Source organism: Roseibium sp. AS2 (assembly GCF_038900065.1).
Classification (GTDB): Bacteria; Pseudomonadota; Alphaproteobacteria; order Rhizobiales; family Stappiaceae; genus Roseibium.
This window is the reverse complement of record NZ_JBBMQN010000012.1, coordinates 1-13,946: the sequence shown is the minus strand read 5'-3', so window position 1 is coordinate 13,946 and position 13,946 is coordinate 1. Positions and strand designations below refer to the sequence as shown.

The following is a 13,946-nucleotide window of genomic DNA, read 5'->3' as shown; positions in this document are numbered from 1 at the left end:
CACCAACTTCGGGCGCCGAAAGATGCCCGGACGACGCCGAGGAGAACAAATCATGAAACAAGCGCCTAAGATGTAAATATCAATGAGGTACCCCAACCATGAACGTGCATGTGAATTCCATCGAGGACTTCCTTAAAGCTCTGGTGAAAGAGCTTGAGGTTCCTGACAACAGATATGAGCAGGCCCAGACGAGTTACACTTCTCTAGGGGAATGGCTTCATCGTCCTGAAAGCACGGTCCGGAAGTACGATCCTCAAGTCTACTGCCAAGGTTCGTTCCGGTTGGGTACTGCGATCCGTCCACATACGGACGAGGACGAGTATGACGTCGACTCTGTCGTAGAGCTTCGCTCTCTGACCAAACGCGACAAGACCCAGCAAGAACTGAAGGCAATGATCGGCGTCGAGATCAGGGCCTATCACGACGCCAAGGGCATGGTGAAACCTGTTCGGGAAGGTAATCGCTGCTGGGTTCTGGACTATGCCGACGGTGCTCAGTTCCACATGGATGTGGTTCCAGCCGTTCCAAACACCGAACAACAGAGAACCCTTCTCGAAGCCAAGATGCTCGACACACGTTGGGTTTCGACTGCTATCTCCATCACGGACAGGCGGGAGCCCAACTATCAGGTGCTCTCGGAGGCCTGGCCTAGGTCCAATCCGAAAGGCTACTCTAATTGGTTCGCATCCAGACAAGCGGTGGTATTCGAGCGCCGCAAGCGAGCGATATTGGAGGAAATGCAGAAGCAGGGCTTCCGCGCAAGTGTGGAGGATTTGCCGGACTTCAAGGTGAAGACACCGCTTCAATCGGCGATCATGATTCTCAAACGACACCGAGACAACATGTTTGCCCGTAATCTGGATCTACGGCCGATCTCCATCATCATTACCACGCTCTCGGCTCATTCGTATGAGAATCAGGACACAATCTCTGGCGCGCTGTTTACTATCCTTGACCGAATGGATCAGTTCATCGTTCATGATGGCGAGAAGTACATCATCGCAAACCCCACCGACCCCTTCGAAAATTTCGCTGACAAGTGGGAACGTGAACCGCAGAAGGCCGACGCGTTTTTCCAATGGCTGCGTCAGGCTCGCGCAGACTTCGGAGCGGCGGCGCAGGCAACGAACTATAAGGGCATGGCCGATGCCGTCTATCAAAGGATGGGATACCGAGCTGCAACCAACGCGGTTGACCGGCTCACCGGAGGGTCACGCCTACTGCGTGCTGCGACTGGTGTATCAGCGGCAGGCGCAGGCACTGTTGGTGCACCTAGCTTCGCCAATGCCGATAGACGACCGACGAAGCCTCAGGGCTATGCATGATCTGGTGGTGGGAAGATCAGAACAGGGCAAGAGCCGAGCGGGCCGCATTTACCGCCCTTCATGAGGAAAATGATTGGTTGACGAGCGTGCGCGTCAGGCACCTCGCCAACTTTCAGCTCTGCATGGATGTGGAGATCTTGCATGGCGGGGAAAACTTAACGTTGGCGGTGATCTACCCCACCACATTCCCTGATACCCCGCCGATCGTTATGCCCCATGGCGAAATTCATCTTTCCGACCATCAGTATGGTCCGGGTGGGGAGCTTTGTCTTCAGTGGCGTCCGGACAATTGGGACCCGGCTGTCACCGGGGCAATGATGGTGGAAAGCGCTTACAGCCTGATTGCTGCTGAGCGCAGTTCCGATGGCGAGGCCGCCGCAGTTCACTCGGAGCATCGTTCATCGCTTGGAGCGGAACTGCGCTTCGAGAGCTGGCGCTTGATGGTCCCAGAGGGTACATGGGAGCCGCTCGAAAGGCAGCTCCCCGAGGCGGTGTTGGAGATATCCCTGACGATTACTGCACGCAGGACCCACCGAGTAGCCCACCTGAGATCAATAGGCGCACACGGCAACGAGGTTTGGATATCCCCGCAACCCGCACCGAATGCACCGGGAATACGGACCGGCTACATATTGCGGACGGCACAAGACATGAGCGTGCTAGCGCTTCATGGAGGCGGTGAATTCAAAGACCTCGCCGAATGCGTTCCAGAACTCTCCTCCCTTCTTGCAATGTCGGATTGGCCGTTCCTTATCGTTCTCGAAAAAAGCGGACGTAAGACCGCTTTTGACATAGTACGCAGCAAGAACGGCTATCCATTTCTAGTTCCTTACCGGATCGTTGAGGAGGAGGTTCTGGCCCAACGATCCGCTTCGAATCGTGAATCAGTGTCCATGAACCGCGTCGCGATCGTAGGCTGCGGCTCGGTCGGCTCGAAGGTCGCCGCCTCACTCGCCCGTGCTGGTGTCAGGAAATTCCTCCTCGTCGATGAAGATATCTTCCTGGCTGGCAACTTGGTGCGGAACGAGCTCGACGCTTGGGCGATCGGTTGGCACAAAGTGGACGCTTTAGCCGACAGAGTCGGCCAGATCGCCACCGACACTGAAATCGAAACGCGGCGCGTCGCTCTTGGTAGCCAGACCTCTGCCCTTGCAATGGAATCTACGCTTGAATCGATTGGCGAATGCGACCTCATCGTCGACGCCACCGCGAACCCGACATCGTTCAATTTGTGCGCCGGCGCTGCAAAACGGCACAGCAAGCCGATGATCTGGGCAGAGGTTTTCGGCGGTGGGATCGGCGGGATCATCGCAAGAGCGCGTCCTAACACGGATCCCCATCCGTTGGCGGCAAGGAACCAGATCACGAGGTGGTGCGACGACCATGGAATTCCTTGGCAGACGGAGACCGCAAACCCCTACGAGACCAACGGAGACGACGAGCCGCCATTCATCGCTGACGACGCCGATATCTCTGTTATTGCCGCCCATGCAACGCGGCTTTCCCTCGACATCCTTGAAGGCGGAGAAACCTCATTTCCCCATTCCGCCTATGCCATCGGCTTAAAGAAAGCTTGGATCTTCACAGCTCCCTTCGACACTTGGCCAATCGACCTGCAACCAACTGGGCCTTGGGAGGAGCCGGTTGCGGCGCAAAGCGAAGAAGATATCAGAACACTGATGTCAGATCTCATCGACGAGGAATCTTCTTGACAGTGCAATTGGTCCTTCCTCGGACGATCGTGGATAGGATGAAGAGAATGCTGGCTCGTGCCGCCGACAGGGAGATTGGGGGCATCCTGATGGCACGGCAAATCACCCCCGGACAATTCGAGATCGTTGACTTCTCCGTCGATGAGCTGACGGGCGAACGGGCACATTTCGTCAGGGATCACGTCTTTCACAACACGTTCCTAGACGCGTTCTTCGAAAGGACCGGTTACGACTACGAGAAATACAACTACATTGGCGAATGGCATTCTCATCCCCGGCTTCCAATCTTTCCAAGTCTCACCGATCTGGAATCCATGGAGGATCTCGTGAATGGAGAGCGCCAGATTCCATTCGCAGTCCTGCTCGTCGTCAGGTCAGACTCTTTCCGCGAATTCCTCGCGGTCGCAACGTTCCATCAGTGCGGGATGTCCCCGCAACCCGTGCGCATTAAATACGAGCCGTAGAGACAGCCATGTATCGAGATACGATCGACTGGAGCATCCGCGAATTCGTCAAATTCCTTTTCAGACCGCGAGGATTCGAAGGAAAGATTGCTGTCGCTTGCGTTCCTGTTCTTGTCACCCTGCTGGGTTGGAACTGGGTCGTCAAAGCCACCATCCGAGATGAGTACTCCGTCGAGGTCGGTTCAACTAACGTTCTCCCGGAGTGGGTGCAATGGCCCCTCGTGGCGCTGTTCGTCGCGATCTTCGTCTTCTGTGTCTGGATCGGTTGGAAGCGGTTCTCCCGCGAGAACGAGCTGCGGGACAGAAAGAAGGTCATTGTCATAGAAGGCCGCGGGTTGCGGGACGACGATGGCTCTCCCCTAACCGCAGCCGTGCCGTCAGAGATCATAGGTCACCGGATCGGGATTATGCTGGACTTACGGCAGCGGAAAGACGGCGTGATCGTTGATCCGGGCGATCTCCTGAACGAGGTAGATGCTGGGCGACGGACGATCCAGCAGCATTCGAAGCACGGGGACGCTCAGGACGTGACCCTCGTATACGGTGGGCTGACACCCGTACCAATGACCTTCCTTACCGGGGTAATCTTCGACGACGAGGGCAAGATCGTCGTCATGGATTGGGACAGGAATCGTGAGGCCTGGCGCAGCCTGGACAGCGGGGACGACGGTCAACGCTTCAAGATGGAAGGGTTCCAAGACTTCAGTAGCGCCGCGGAGGTCGTGTTAGCGGTCTCAGCGTCCTATCAGGTCAGGCCAGAGAACATCGCGACGACCTTCGATCTCCCTGTTGTTGGGCTTTCTCTGCCTGACTTAAATTCATCGCATTGGTCACAGGGCAAGCAAAACGCTTTGGCCGGGCAGTTCCTCGAAGCCGCGAAGTTCCTTGAGGCGAAGGGAGTGACGACCATCCATCTCCTTCTGGCCGCTCAAAACAGCGTCGTATTCAACCTGGGTCGTCGCTACGACAAACGAAATCTCCCAAGTCTCATCGTCTACCAATACGAAGCGAGCAACGAAAAGAAGTATCCTTGGGGAGTTCGAATGCCCGTTCGCGGCGAGACGACACCTTCGATCGCTCGAGCGTAGTGATCTGCTCCCTCTGAACGAATGGTATAGTTGTTCATGCTTTCAAGGTCGTCTTGCTTCAACTCCGAAATCTCGGGGGCCGGATGGCGCCCGCATTCAAGAGCATTGCATGCCCATTACACTACCAACCGCTTCTCCTAAACGAGCTCTGTTCCGGAAGCTCGTTGATGCCAGCATATCCATGGTACCAATAGCGGGTGGTCATCTGGCTGCCATCTACAGCCTCACTCATCCGCCGCAGTCCGAGATCGACGAGGAGAAGTGGCGACAGGAGATCACCAGGCTTGCCGTCGATACCGAGGCAGCTGTGAACTTCATCTTAAAACGCGTGACGCTGTCAGAGGACGCTGCCTACCTTGGGCGCTGGATGAGTGAACACGCCGAGCGAGGATGGGCTGACATCTTCGACTACGATCAGATCATTTCCCAGTTTCCCGAAGCATCGAAAATGGAAATTCTCGAGGCTTTAGGTGAGTTGGAACTTGAGGAAATGCTGCGGATCAACAAGGTTATCGGCAGACCGTTTGGCAACGTCGTTACCGCCTCCAAGCTTTATGAAACATTCGATCCGATCGTCTTCGAAGACGTCAGCCCTCGCCGGGATGCAGCAACCGTTGCTCTGGCAGTTCTGGACACTGACAGTATGGTCTCATGTTCCGCTCTCGCCGACAAACACGGATGGAGGGTGCGCCGGATCAATCCGGCACTGGCTATCGTTGGCGAGATGATTGCTGACGGGCGCAAGAGCCGCCCCCTCGGTCAACCTCTTGGTATCCGGGCCATGACAGCCGATCTTCAGGAACGCGCGCGCCTTCGCAGATTTGTGAAGCACATGAATGCAGAGGCTTGAGGCCGAGGCCGCCACCAAGCGGTCCAGAGGAGCTACTTGCGCTTATCTACCTTCGGTTCGAGTCGGAAGCTCACATAGAAGTTGTTGTCGATCAGTGCGCTGGTGAAGTTTTCCGCCGTGCGCTTCCTTGGTTCTTCTGCCACGCGTTCAACCACTACGCATGCAGGTCTCATCTGCGAGCGTTTCATGTAGTTTCTGGGACTGTTCTTCACCTTGCGCATCAGTAGTCCGTGAAGATCTTCCTGAGATCCTTGTCGGTAATCTTGTCCTTGCAAGCATCGCCCACACGGCGTGCCTTTCCTCCGTTAACGCTTTTGTAGCAGGTAGTAGTTCCATCCGCGTTAACGGTCAGCTCATACTGGGTTTCATCGCTCGCTTTTGTCCAGACCTTTCGGTCCGCATGTTCTACGAGCCGCCAGTCGAGGCAGGCGCCGTCTATCCCAGCTATGGCGTTTGCCACGTCTAGCGCCGACTGATAGCGATTCACCGGATTAGTTTCCAAGCATTTCTTGATCACATTACGCAACGTTGATGGCACATGTGGGGCAAAGGACTTCCGATCGGGAAACTTCCCGTTGCGGACATCGAAGCGGAACGCCGCACGGTCAAACGCAGCGGGCGGACCGTACTTAACCATCTGTGCGTAGAAATGCTCGTTGCCGTTGCACATACGATACAGCGTCAACCCAACTTGATAGATGTCAAATGTCCGCTCGAAGTGATCTGTATCTAACGCCTCCGGAGCGATCATCGGCGTATAATGCCTGTCCTGCGCAGCAATCCCTGAGTAGTTCATCTGCTTCGCTTGCCCGAAGTCGGATACGAGTGCTTCCTGCCGCGATGACAAAAGGATGTTGTCTGGTTTCACGTCGAAATGCACAAGTCCCTTGGAATGGATGTTGTGCAGACCCGCAAGGATCTGCGAGCCGAGAGTGATGATCTCCCGGACGGTCATATGGCATCCTGTGATCAAGTCTTTTGCCGAGCCGTTGCGATAATACGGCATCGCCACGTAGACATGGTCAGCGTCATAGCAAGCGTAATGGACCTGGACCACGTTCGGATGTGCGCTCGCATACAGGGCTTGGGACTCGGCGAAAAATTCGTCAGGCGAGTTCAGGGTGCTCTTCCGGATCTGCTTGATGACGATCTCGGCATTGAGTTGATGGTCGCGCGCAACGTAGGTTCGCGAATTGCGGCCGTCTTGTCCGATTTCCTTGATGATGTCGAAGGCAAGTTCAGCCTTCTGGTATGGCTTAAGCATCCTTGGCTCCCATGGCGCAAAGGATCGCTTCCCGCTCTTCCTTTCCCATCTTCTTCCAATTCTCAACTCCTGGATCATCATCGCCATCGACAAGTGGCTTGAAATTTTTCCGATCTACGCCGAGACGCTTGGAGATCGATGCGATCTGGCCCACGTAATAGGATTGCAGCTCGCTGCTTGCGAATGCTTCCTGAATGATGCCTTCGATCTGGATCCGTTCGATATTGGGGTAGTTGGCCACAGACTCGGTCACCCTCACCCCTGCTCGCTCAACTTTGTATTCGCGAAGGACGTCCAGAAGATTCGAGCGGACATATTTCAAGGCGGCAGGAGTTTCGAACGCTGCCGGAATCTTTATCTTCTCGACGTTTAGTATGGAGCCTGCGTCGGTATCGTATATCGCGAAGGTGACGACCTTCGGCGCGGCGCGAATGCCAATAGTGATCATAGCCCCCCCAGATCAGGACCGCTTCCCTGGCGATTCTGTAGCCCGGTCACAATAATCTTATGCTATTGCTCGACCACAACTCAAGGTTATCGACTATAGGAAACTCATTGAGTTCTTTCCACCGGATCGGAAGGGATTCTTTAAGCAGCACTTTGTAAATCGCCTTACGATGAAAACAACAGAAGGAATAACAGTATGGCGGGCAAGTGGGAAACCGTGAAATCCGACGGGGCATATGTCATCGAAGAGCAGAAACCATGTTCTGGTGGCTTCTGCTTTCGAGTGCGCGGACCTGGCATTTCAGAAAGCGGCCTGTGTCATAGCTTGCATGAGGCAGGTGAGCTGATCCGCCGGACTCGGAAAAAACAACAGGACCATCAACCAGAAAATGACTCAGACGAGGAGACGCCCTTCCGACCGTAACGCATGAGCTCGTTCGGAGGCAGAAGGATCATTCGCTATTGTTTCCTGTCGATTGCGAATTGCCTGCAACTCTTTTGGGCTGATAACATTCTCGATAAGTATCGACACGCTAGGGTGGGAGAGGTCAAGCAGGCTATCATGACCGAAGTGCTCTTCGAATTCTGAAGCCCGCTTACAATAGGATGCGAATTTGGAGAACTCGTCTGACATTGCACCTTGATCTTCAAGTTCCTGGATCATTTCCCGAAGAGAACTCAGGGATCCAATGCTTGCAGAAAACTGCATTGCTTCCAAATACGGGATTTCTGTTATCGGCGTAAGGGGAGTTGAAATCTTGGGTGGTAATACGGCATGCATTGGTTACGACCTCCTTTTTATTAATTAAAGGACGGCCGGCGGAACGAAACAAGTTGGGGCGCGGTTCTGTCTTTTGCGGGAGTGTAGTTGTCGTGATATGACATCTCCGAACTCCTCTTATCTGGTATCGAAAAGTCGTAATCTAAAACAGGACGGAATAAGGGGTCCCCTCCCCAGGATTCGCATAACGTGCGTTGCGGAATTTTGAACTCGGACTTCGTTGCGGATATTCAATCTGTGCTCAAACTGAGAATGACTGGACTGGGGCCGGGAGGGGACTGGCGGGTTTCGGTTGCCGATGGTGAGAGAGCTGCCTTTCCAAGTGCCCACCGAAGGGGGCCGCTGACAGCGCCCCTTCCGCGACGCTTAAGTTTCCAGCATGTCCCACTCGTCGCCGAGCTCCCAGCGAGGGGCACTTCGCTTACCGTTTAGCATGGGTCACCCAAGGATCGCCGGCTATGATGGCACGGGACGTGGTCAGCGCCCTTAGAAATCGCTCTCCAACGAGCGGTTCACATTCTCGAGCATCATACTTGCCCAATCGCTGAGGACGGTATCATTGCTCCAGGAGGCGAGCGGTGCTTTGAAGCTTATAAGATGTGCATTCAGCGAGCCGCCCCAGGAGTTGGGATAGATGCGCAGGCGCAGCGCATCACGGAACCGCTTTCTGTTACCATATAGCTTGGCGAGCTTCTGGAGCGCTGGGTGCCATGTCCACTCGCCGTTCTCCTGTTTGAGGATCGGGAAGAAGGTGAGGAGGAACGAGATGCGGCCGTCCGGATCCTCTGCGACCCAGTCAAGCATGAGTTTGAGCGGCGTTCCGAATAGAGGTCCCGCGCCGATACGGGAGACATCATACGCGAAGGGCTTGATCGCGGAGGTGATGGCGTTCAGCCGCTCACGTTCGACCCGTGTCGCGATTTCGTAGAAGGCGGCGAGGACGGGCCAGACTTCAGCAGGCGCGCGCTGCATGACGATGACGAGCGTACCGCGCAGGATGTCCGATGGACTGCCGCGTCCCGGGCCGGTCGTGCGGCAGGCATATACGAGTTGGTGGGCGAAACGGCGTGCGAAATCGGCGTCAATTCCTTTAGCGGCGTCGAGTAGGCGGAGCATTCGATCGTACGTATAATCGGCCCTGGAAGCGTTGCCTACGGTATCACCGGCGATCGATGGCGAAAGGATCACGAGCTTCACCAGATCGACCATCTCAGGCACGATCGCGTTCTGGCCGTGGGTGACCATAGAAAGGACCTCAAGTGCAGCCCATGCCCCGCCGTCATCACCTCGATCGAGGAGCGCTGAGATAAACCGCTCAAGCGCGGTGTGGCCGACTTCCTCGAGTCCACGTCCATAGGAGATCGAGACGCTTTGTGTCGGGGTAACGCGGCCCTCGCGGACGTCGTTTGTGAAGGCATCGAGACGCTCGTCAGTGACGCGGAGCGAGGTCACGACACGCATCGGATCGGCGGAGAGCATGTCGGATGTCTTGGCGAGCGATTCGAGCGTGCCAATATCGTCGGGCCGATCCTGGAGCAGGCGATCGAGAGCCGACAGGAGGGAAGCGACAAAAGTCACTCCGTCGCGCGTGCCACCCGCATCCAACGCGGCAACGGCCTCCCCGAAAGTGCCTAGCGGGTCGGACAGTTCAGGCGCTAAAGCTTGCGCACAGACCTGCGGCGCATTCATCTTTTCGCTCGCCATGACACGGATAACGCGAGCGAGTTGATCCGGATTTTTTGCGATCTCGGGCACAAGCGCCTGCACGCGGCGCGCCGAATACTCGAAGTCGGGGTTCTCCTGATCTTGGGCATAGCGTTTCTCCGGATCGTGCAGGTCTGACATCCAGAAGCGGCTATGGAGCCGGATCATATCGACCGGGTCGGTCGGGAGGGTTGCGTCGAACAGCGTTCGCACAGCGAGCGAGAAGTCTGTCGGTTCTTCGGGCCTATCGAAATAGAGCCAGTCGCCGATCCCGCGGGTGGCGACAAACCAATGCCCCGAGGATGCTACTACCTCTTTGACGAAGATTTCGAGAGTAGGAAGAAGCTCGGGCGAAAGGAGATTACGGATGTCGCCCGCGACATGCTCTTCGATCACCTGGCGTAGTTCGATGTCCTTGCGCCAAAGGTCTAGCAGGCGCTGAAGTGCCCAGTCGAAATAGGCGTTGATCGTGCCGTGATCGTCGGGTGCCCATTCCGGAAGATAGGCTTCAGCGCCGATCTGCACGAACTCTTCTGAACGTGAGATATGGGTCTGGATCATCGCTCCGAGCGCTTCGACACCAACGCGACGTATACGCGGATCGTCTTCCTCGAGCGCCTGTTCCAAGGTATCACGCCGGCGGTAATCGTCGGCCTGTGTACCGGCGAGCGCAACCTGGAAGAGCTGGCGCAATAGCAGCATGATCGGGTGAGAGCTCTCTGAGGGGGCAACAGCAGCGAGGCGCAACACGATCTGTGCGGCGGGGCTAAAGCTTTTCTTGCGCGAGGCGAGGAGACGAAGCGCGTCGACAAGTTCATTGGTGACGGTGATGTCCTCGACATCGGCAAGAGGTACACGGACAATCGCCCAATAGAGGGCTGTTCCCGTGCGGTCGGGTTCGACATGGACGAAGGCCGGAAGATAGGGTGCGACGTCAGGATGAACGATGTTCGTATCGGCAAACGAGCTACGCAGCAATATATGGATCACTTCGCTGAGCGTACGGGACCGCGCGAGGAAGCGCCAGCGCGCGAGCATGGCGTTGCGGTGCTGCGGCAGTGCGTTGTTGAGGAATCCGATCAGCGTCGAAGGGCGGAGATAATCGAGGCGGCGCAGCGCGAGGAAGTCGGCGATCGGACGTGGCTGCACGGTCATCGATCCGTGATCGAGTTCGACCAGATGCTGCCGGGAGGCGATGACGAGATTCTCGTACATCAATTCACCCTTCATATGGACGAGAATCTCGGCGAGTCCATCGAAGGCTGCTGGATTATCATCTGGCGAAAGGCTGGTGAAGAGCGCGAGACATTCGAGAGCGCGTATTGTCTCGTGTTTAGCACCGGCCGCATCCAGAATCTGCTGCGCTACATCGTCCACCGACTTCAGGATCGCGTTCTTCTCGTAACTCTCAGTGGCGAGCACAGCGATGCGAGGAAAGCCATCGCAAAGATCGGCGATATAGTCGAGTTCGTCGCCCTTAGCCTTGGTCAATTTGGACTTGAGGATGCCCCTGATCGTCGAACGATCAGCCTTGGAGGGCCGGACCATGACGCAATGATTGTCATGGTCGAGCCCTTCGGTGCCTACTGTGATGACGCGAAGTTGGCTATCCTCGGTAGCGGCAAGTGCGTTCAGTTCGCGAGCTTTATCAAGGGGGCATCCGTCCACGACAAGAACTGCGGCCGAGCCTTCCTTCACGATCTGGTTCGCGACATCCCAGAGTCGATCTCTAACCTGGCCGAAATCACAGAAGATGAAGTTGGCGGCAGCAAGGCCCCTGAGTAGGCCAGTGCTGGTGCTAAGCGCATGATAGAGTATGCGGGTCTTGCCGATTCCCGAGGCCCCCCAAATACGAGCGGAAGCCCCAGGCTCGTCCAATTCGGAGACGAGGCGCGCAGCGAGCTGGGAAAACTCGATCGCGTCGGCTTCATAGGGGCCGAGCGAAAATTTGCGGTCGGGGCTGTCGATGAACGGGGGCGCAGCGATGTCGGCGCGCTTTCCCCATTGATCGAGGGTTGAGAAGCCGGCGAGGTCGATCGAAGCGTGCCGTTGCTTGATCCAGACTGCGACGCCGGGGTGCGCGCTGGCCCAAGCGGCGAGCTTATTTCCCTCATAGACATCAACCGCGGCGAGATTTGCGGGATTACCGCTGGCTGTCGTGATGCCCTTCTTGATCGCCTTGATGCGGTCGGCCGGCTTGTTTCCGACGAGCGCTGTAGTCGTGATGCCAATATAGCTACCACCGCGCGCAAGGACATCACGCACAGCACCGTTGAGAACTTTGACCCGGACGGACTTCTTTTGGGTCGGTTTGGTCCAGACCTCCCGTTCCCAGTGACCGTTGCCCTTGTCCTTCGCCTTGCATTGAAAGACGATGTCGCGTCCGGGGAAATAATCGGTCGAGGCCTCGCCACCAGTCCAAATGATGCTGGCGTCCTGACCGCCATCAGCGACGGTGATCTGGAGCGGAACATGGACTCCTCGCAGCGGAACACCGGCCTTGTGGGCTTCAGCGTAGAGGAGACGGCGCAACAACTCGACAAGTTCGTCGCCAGTGAAGTCTTTGATCTCGTCTGGATGGACCGTAAACATGTCGTCTTTCTAGCCCGAACGCATCGTCGGCGAAACGACAGGATCACCCACGATCGAAGATTAAATGCCGATCAGCTTCGATTGTATGGTCGACCTCATAATCACGGCAACAGTCTGCCAATCACACATATTTATGATTGGCAGCAATCCCGTGGCACCAACAAAAAAGGTCAAACGAAGCCAGGTTCTTGGAAGTCAGCTTTCAGGTGAGGAAAACGTTTGGCGGGATGTTCTAGATGGGGATGCGTTGCGACCGTTGAGTATTCTATCGTCACGCGAGCCGGAGTGTGTGATTTAGGCATGTCCAATCTTCATCACCTTCACCAATTTGATAGGCATCTGCAATTTCGCCTATCGGTATGTCGCCCAGGTGAGCCCCTTCAACCTCTGCAATAAATCTTTTTACTGACCCCAGGTCTTTCCAAAGCGCCCTTATGGCCTTTCCCGACCGAATACCTAGTGCCAAGGCATCCGTATCAAGCCGCAGCCACACAGAATGCCCCCACGACCGTTTGAAGGGGACAAACTCCCCGAGGGAGTTGGTGGGGATTTCTGCGTTGTACTTTTCGAAGTCAAACCCAGCCGGAAAATCGAAAAGACTGACTCCACCCAAAGAGCGCACAAAGGGGTCACCTCCGTACCGCTCCTTTTCAGGCAACCCAGGCTCCACCATGATGAAGCCGGTCGCTAGAATGGATCCAAAGCGGGCCACAGACGTGGTGTGCCAGAGGCTTCCCGCTAGTCTGTTTGATATAAAATCGGCAATTCCGACCATCATCATTCGACCGTAAATTTGTTGTCTAGACTTAACCCGAAAGTAGCAGTCAACCGCCTTTTTGCCTTACCTATTGGTTAAAATGCTTTCTCCGCCGGCACTTCCATTTGGGTACACCTAATTGGAACAGGTGAAGCCTTCCCAATCATTGGTGTCCGCTTCCAGGAAGGGCATTCGGTAGCCCGAATGACTAAAATGGGAACGCGAAGCTGCCTGGCGGGTTGCTCCAGGACCAGTCAGCCACCTTAGGAATCGAGACGCCCCGGCAAGCGATCAGATGACATGTAATCCGACTGAACCGAGTTACCAAAGGTTCTAAGGTTGTAGAAGTCTGTGCATTATACACGGAGGGTGATACATGGATCTGAGATGGAGTACGATCAGTTTCAGTCTACAGCCGAGTATAGGCATTCATTTAGTGAATTTTGATAATTGAGATCGTCCGGTGGACATTGTTCACTGAGTGACGTGTCACGACTATGTGGTGTGACAGCTAAGAGGGTAGAAGTAGTTTCCATGATCGTGAACCATCCGGCTTCCGCCCCCGGACTGAACGAAGACGTGTTCGCAGCAATTCAACCTGCCGCTCCCGACATACGCGCCACAGACATCCTCTCGGGGATCGGTACCCTAACCCGAGAGCAACTCTGCGGAATGATCGCGATGATCGAATCCGTCGACGGGTTGTCCCTGGCGGTCGGCGCCGTCGATGCCGTTCGCGACCGCATCGGTCTTGGTCGAGAGGAGACCGCGACGAGCCTGCAAGAGGCGCGGACCTGTCTTTTCAATTCTAAACTACCGAACGCCTCGTTGAGGTTTCGTCTTCTTGTTCGCATCTCCGAGGGCCTGGACGTTCCCTCGTCGCCCCCCCTTTCCGTCAAACACGCGATCAAATACGCATCCGCCATGGCGGTGCGAACGTCCGAACGCCTCAGCCCGGGGGT

Annotated in this window: 11 protein-coding genes; 6 read left to right on the top strand and 5 right to left on the bottom strand. The window is 55.9% G+C overall.

The window, feature by feature from the left end:
* Positions 1-98 precede the first annotated feature (98 nt).
* The 5 genes from WNZ15_RS25260 to WNZ15_RS25240 all read left to right on the top strand — a co-directional run bounded on the left by WNZ15_RS25260 (position 99) and on the right by WNZ15_RS25240 (position 5,439).
* On the top strand, positions 99-1,325 hold the full coding sequence (locus tag WNZ15_RS25260; protein WP_342895821.1) for a nucleotidyltransferase: 1,227 nt from the start codon (positions 99-101) through the stop codon (positions 1,323-1,325).
* Positions 1,322-3,037 (top strand): ThiF family adenylyltransferase, encoded by a 1,716-nt coding sequence (locus WNZ15_RS25255; protein WP_342895820.1) that lies wholly within the window; start codon positions 1,322-1,324, stop codon positions 3,035-3,037. The genes WNZ15_RS25260 and WNZ15_RS25255 overlap by 4 nt, the downstream gene beginning before the upstream one ends.
* Positions 3,038-3,039: 2 nt before the next feature.
* Positions 3,040-3,501, top strand: coding sequence for a Mov34/MPN/PAD-1 family protein (locus tag WNZ15_RS25250; protein WP_342895858.1), 462 nt, complete (start codon positions 3,040-3,042; stop codon positions 3,499-3,501).
* Between the two features lie 8 nt (positions 3,502-3,509).
* The gene (locus WNZ15_RS25245; RefSeq protein WP_342895819.1) at positions 3,510-4,589 is read left to right on the top strand and encodes an SAVED domain-containing protein; all 1,080 of its coding nucleotides are present in this window, start codon (positions 3,510-3,512) and stop codon (positions 4,587-4,589) included.
* A gap of 109 nt (positions 4,590-4,698) precedes the next feature.
* Positions 4,699-5,439: a hypothetical protein gene (locus WNZ15_RS25240; protein WP_342895818.1), complete on the top strand. Its 741-nt coding sequence runs from the start codon at positions 4,699-4,701 to the stop codon at positions 5,437-5,439.
* A gap of 220 nt (positions 5,440-5,659) precedes the next feature.
* On the opposite strand, the gene WNZ15_RS25235 is transcribed toward WNZ15_RS25240, so the two are convergent.
* The 5 genes from WNZ15_RS25235 to WNZ15_RS25215 all read right to left on the bottom strand — a co-directional run bounded on the left by WNZ15_RS25235 (position 5,660) and on the right by WNZ15_RS25215 (position 13,008).
* Positions 5,660-6,703, bottom strand: coding sequence for a serine/threonine-protein kinase (locus WNZ15_RS25235; RefSeq protein ID WP_342895817.1), 1,044 nt, complete (start codon positions 6,701-6,703; stop codon positions 5,660-5,662).
* Positions 6,696-7,151 (bottom strand): hypothetical protein, encoded by a 456-nt coding sequence (locus WNZ15_RS25230; RefSeq protein ID WP_342895816.1) that lies wholly within the window; start codon positions 7,149-7,151, stop codon positions 6,696-6,698. The genes WNZ15_RS25235 and WNZ15_RS25230 overlap by 8 nt, the downstream gene beginning before the upstream one ends.
* A 393-nt stretch (positions 7,152-7,544) precedes the next feature.
* Entirely contained in the window at positions 7,545-7,931 is a 387-nt protein-coding gene (locus WNZ15_RS25225; protein ID WP_342895815.1) for a hypothetical protein, read from the bottom strand.
* Between the two features lie 486 nt (positions 7,932-8,417).
* Positions 8,418-12,227 (bottom strand): hypothetical protein, encoded by a 3,810-nt coding sequence (locus WNZ15_RS25220; RefSeq protein ID WP_342895814.1) that lies wholly within the window; start codon positions 12,225-12,227, stop codon positions 8,418-8,420.
* Between the two features lie 271 nt (positions 12,228-12,498).
* Positions 12,499-13,008 (bottom strand): hypothetical protein, encoded by a 510-nt coding sequence (locus tag WNZ15_RS25215; protein WP_342895813.1) that lies wholly within the window; start codon positions 13,006-13,008, stop codon positions 12,499-12,501.
* A 510-nt stretch (positions 13,009-13,518) separates the two neighbouring features.
* Here WNZ15_RS25215 and WNZ15_RS25210 point away from each other — a divergent pair.
* Positions 13,519-13,946 (top strand): hypothetical protein (locus tag WNZ15_RS25210; protein WP_342895812.1); only part of this gene is annotated, 428 nt, incomplete at its 3' end.

Coding starts and splice junctions, on each gene's coding strand:
- WNZ15_RS25220 (WP_342895814.1), bottom strand. CDS start 12,227: ATGTTTACGGTCCATCCAGACGAGATCAAAGACTTCACTGGCGACGAA.
- WNZ15_RS25255 (WP_342895820.1), top strand. CDS start 1,322: ATGATCTGGTGGTGGGAAGATCAGAACAGGGCAAGAGCCGAGCGGGCC.
- WNZ15_RS25260 (WP_342895821.1), top strand. CDS start 99: ATGAACGTGCATGTGAATTCCATCGAGGACTTCCTTAAAGCTCTGGTG.
- WNZ15_RS25240 (WP_342895818.1), top strand. CDS start 4,699: ATGCCCATTACACTACCAACCGCTTCTCCTAAACGAGCTCTGTTCCGG.
- WNZ15_RS25235 (WP_342895817.1), bottom strand. CDS start 6,703: ATGCTTAAGCCATACCAGAAGGCTGAACTTGCCTTCGACATCATCAAG.
- WNZ15_RS25230 (WP_342895816.1), bottom strand. CDS start 7,151: ATGATCACTATTGGCATTCGCGCCGCGCCGAAGGTCGTCACCTTCGCG.
- WNZ15_RS25245 (WP_342895819.1), top strand. CDS start 3,510: ATGTATCGAGATACGATCGACTGGAGCATCCGCGAATTCGTCAAATTC.
- WNZ15_RS25215 (WP_342895813.1), bottom strand. CDS start 13,008: ATGATGATGGTCGGAATTGCCGATTTTATATCAAACAGACTAGCGGGA.
- WNZ15_RS25225 (WP_342895815.1), bottom strand. CDS start 7,931: ATGCATGCCGTATTACCACCCAAGATTTCAACTCCCCTTACGCCGATA.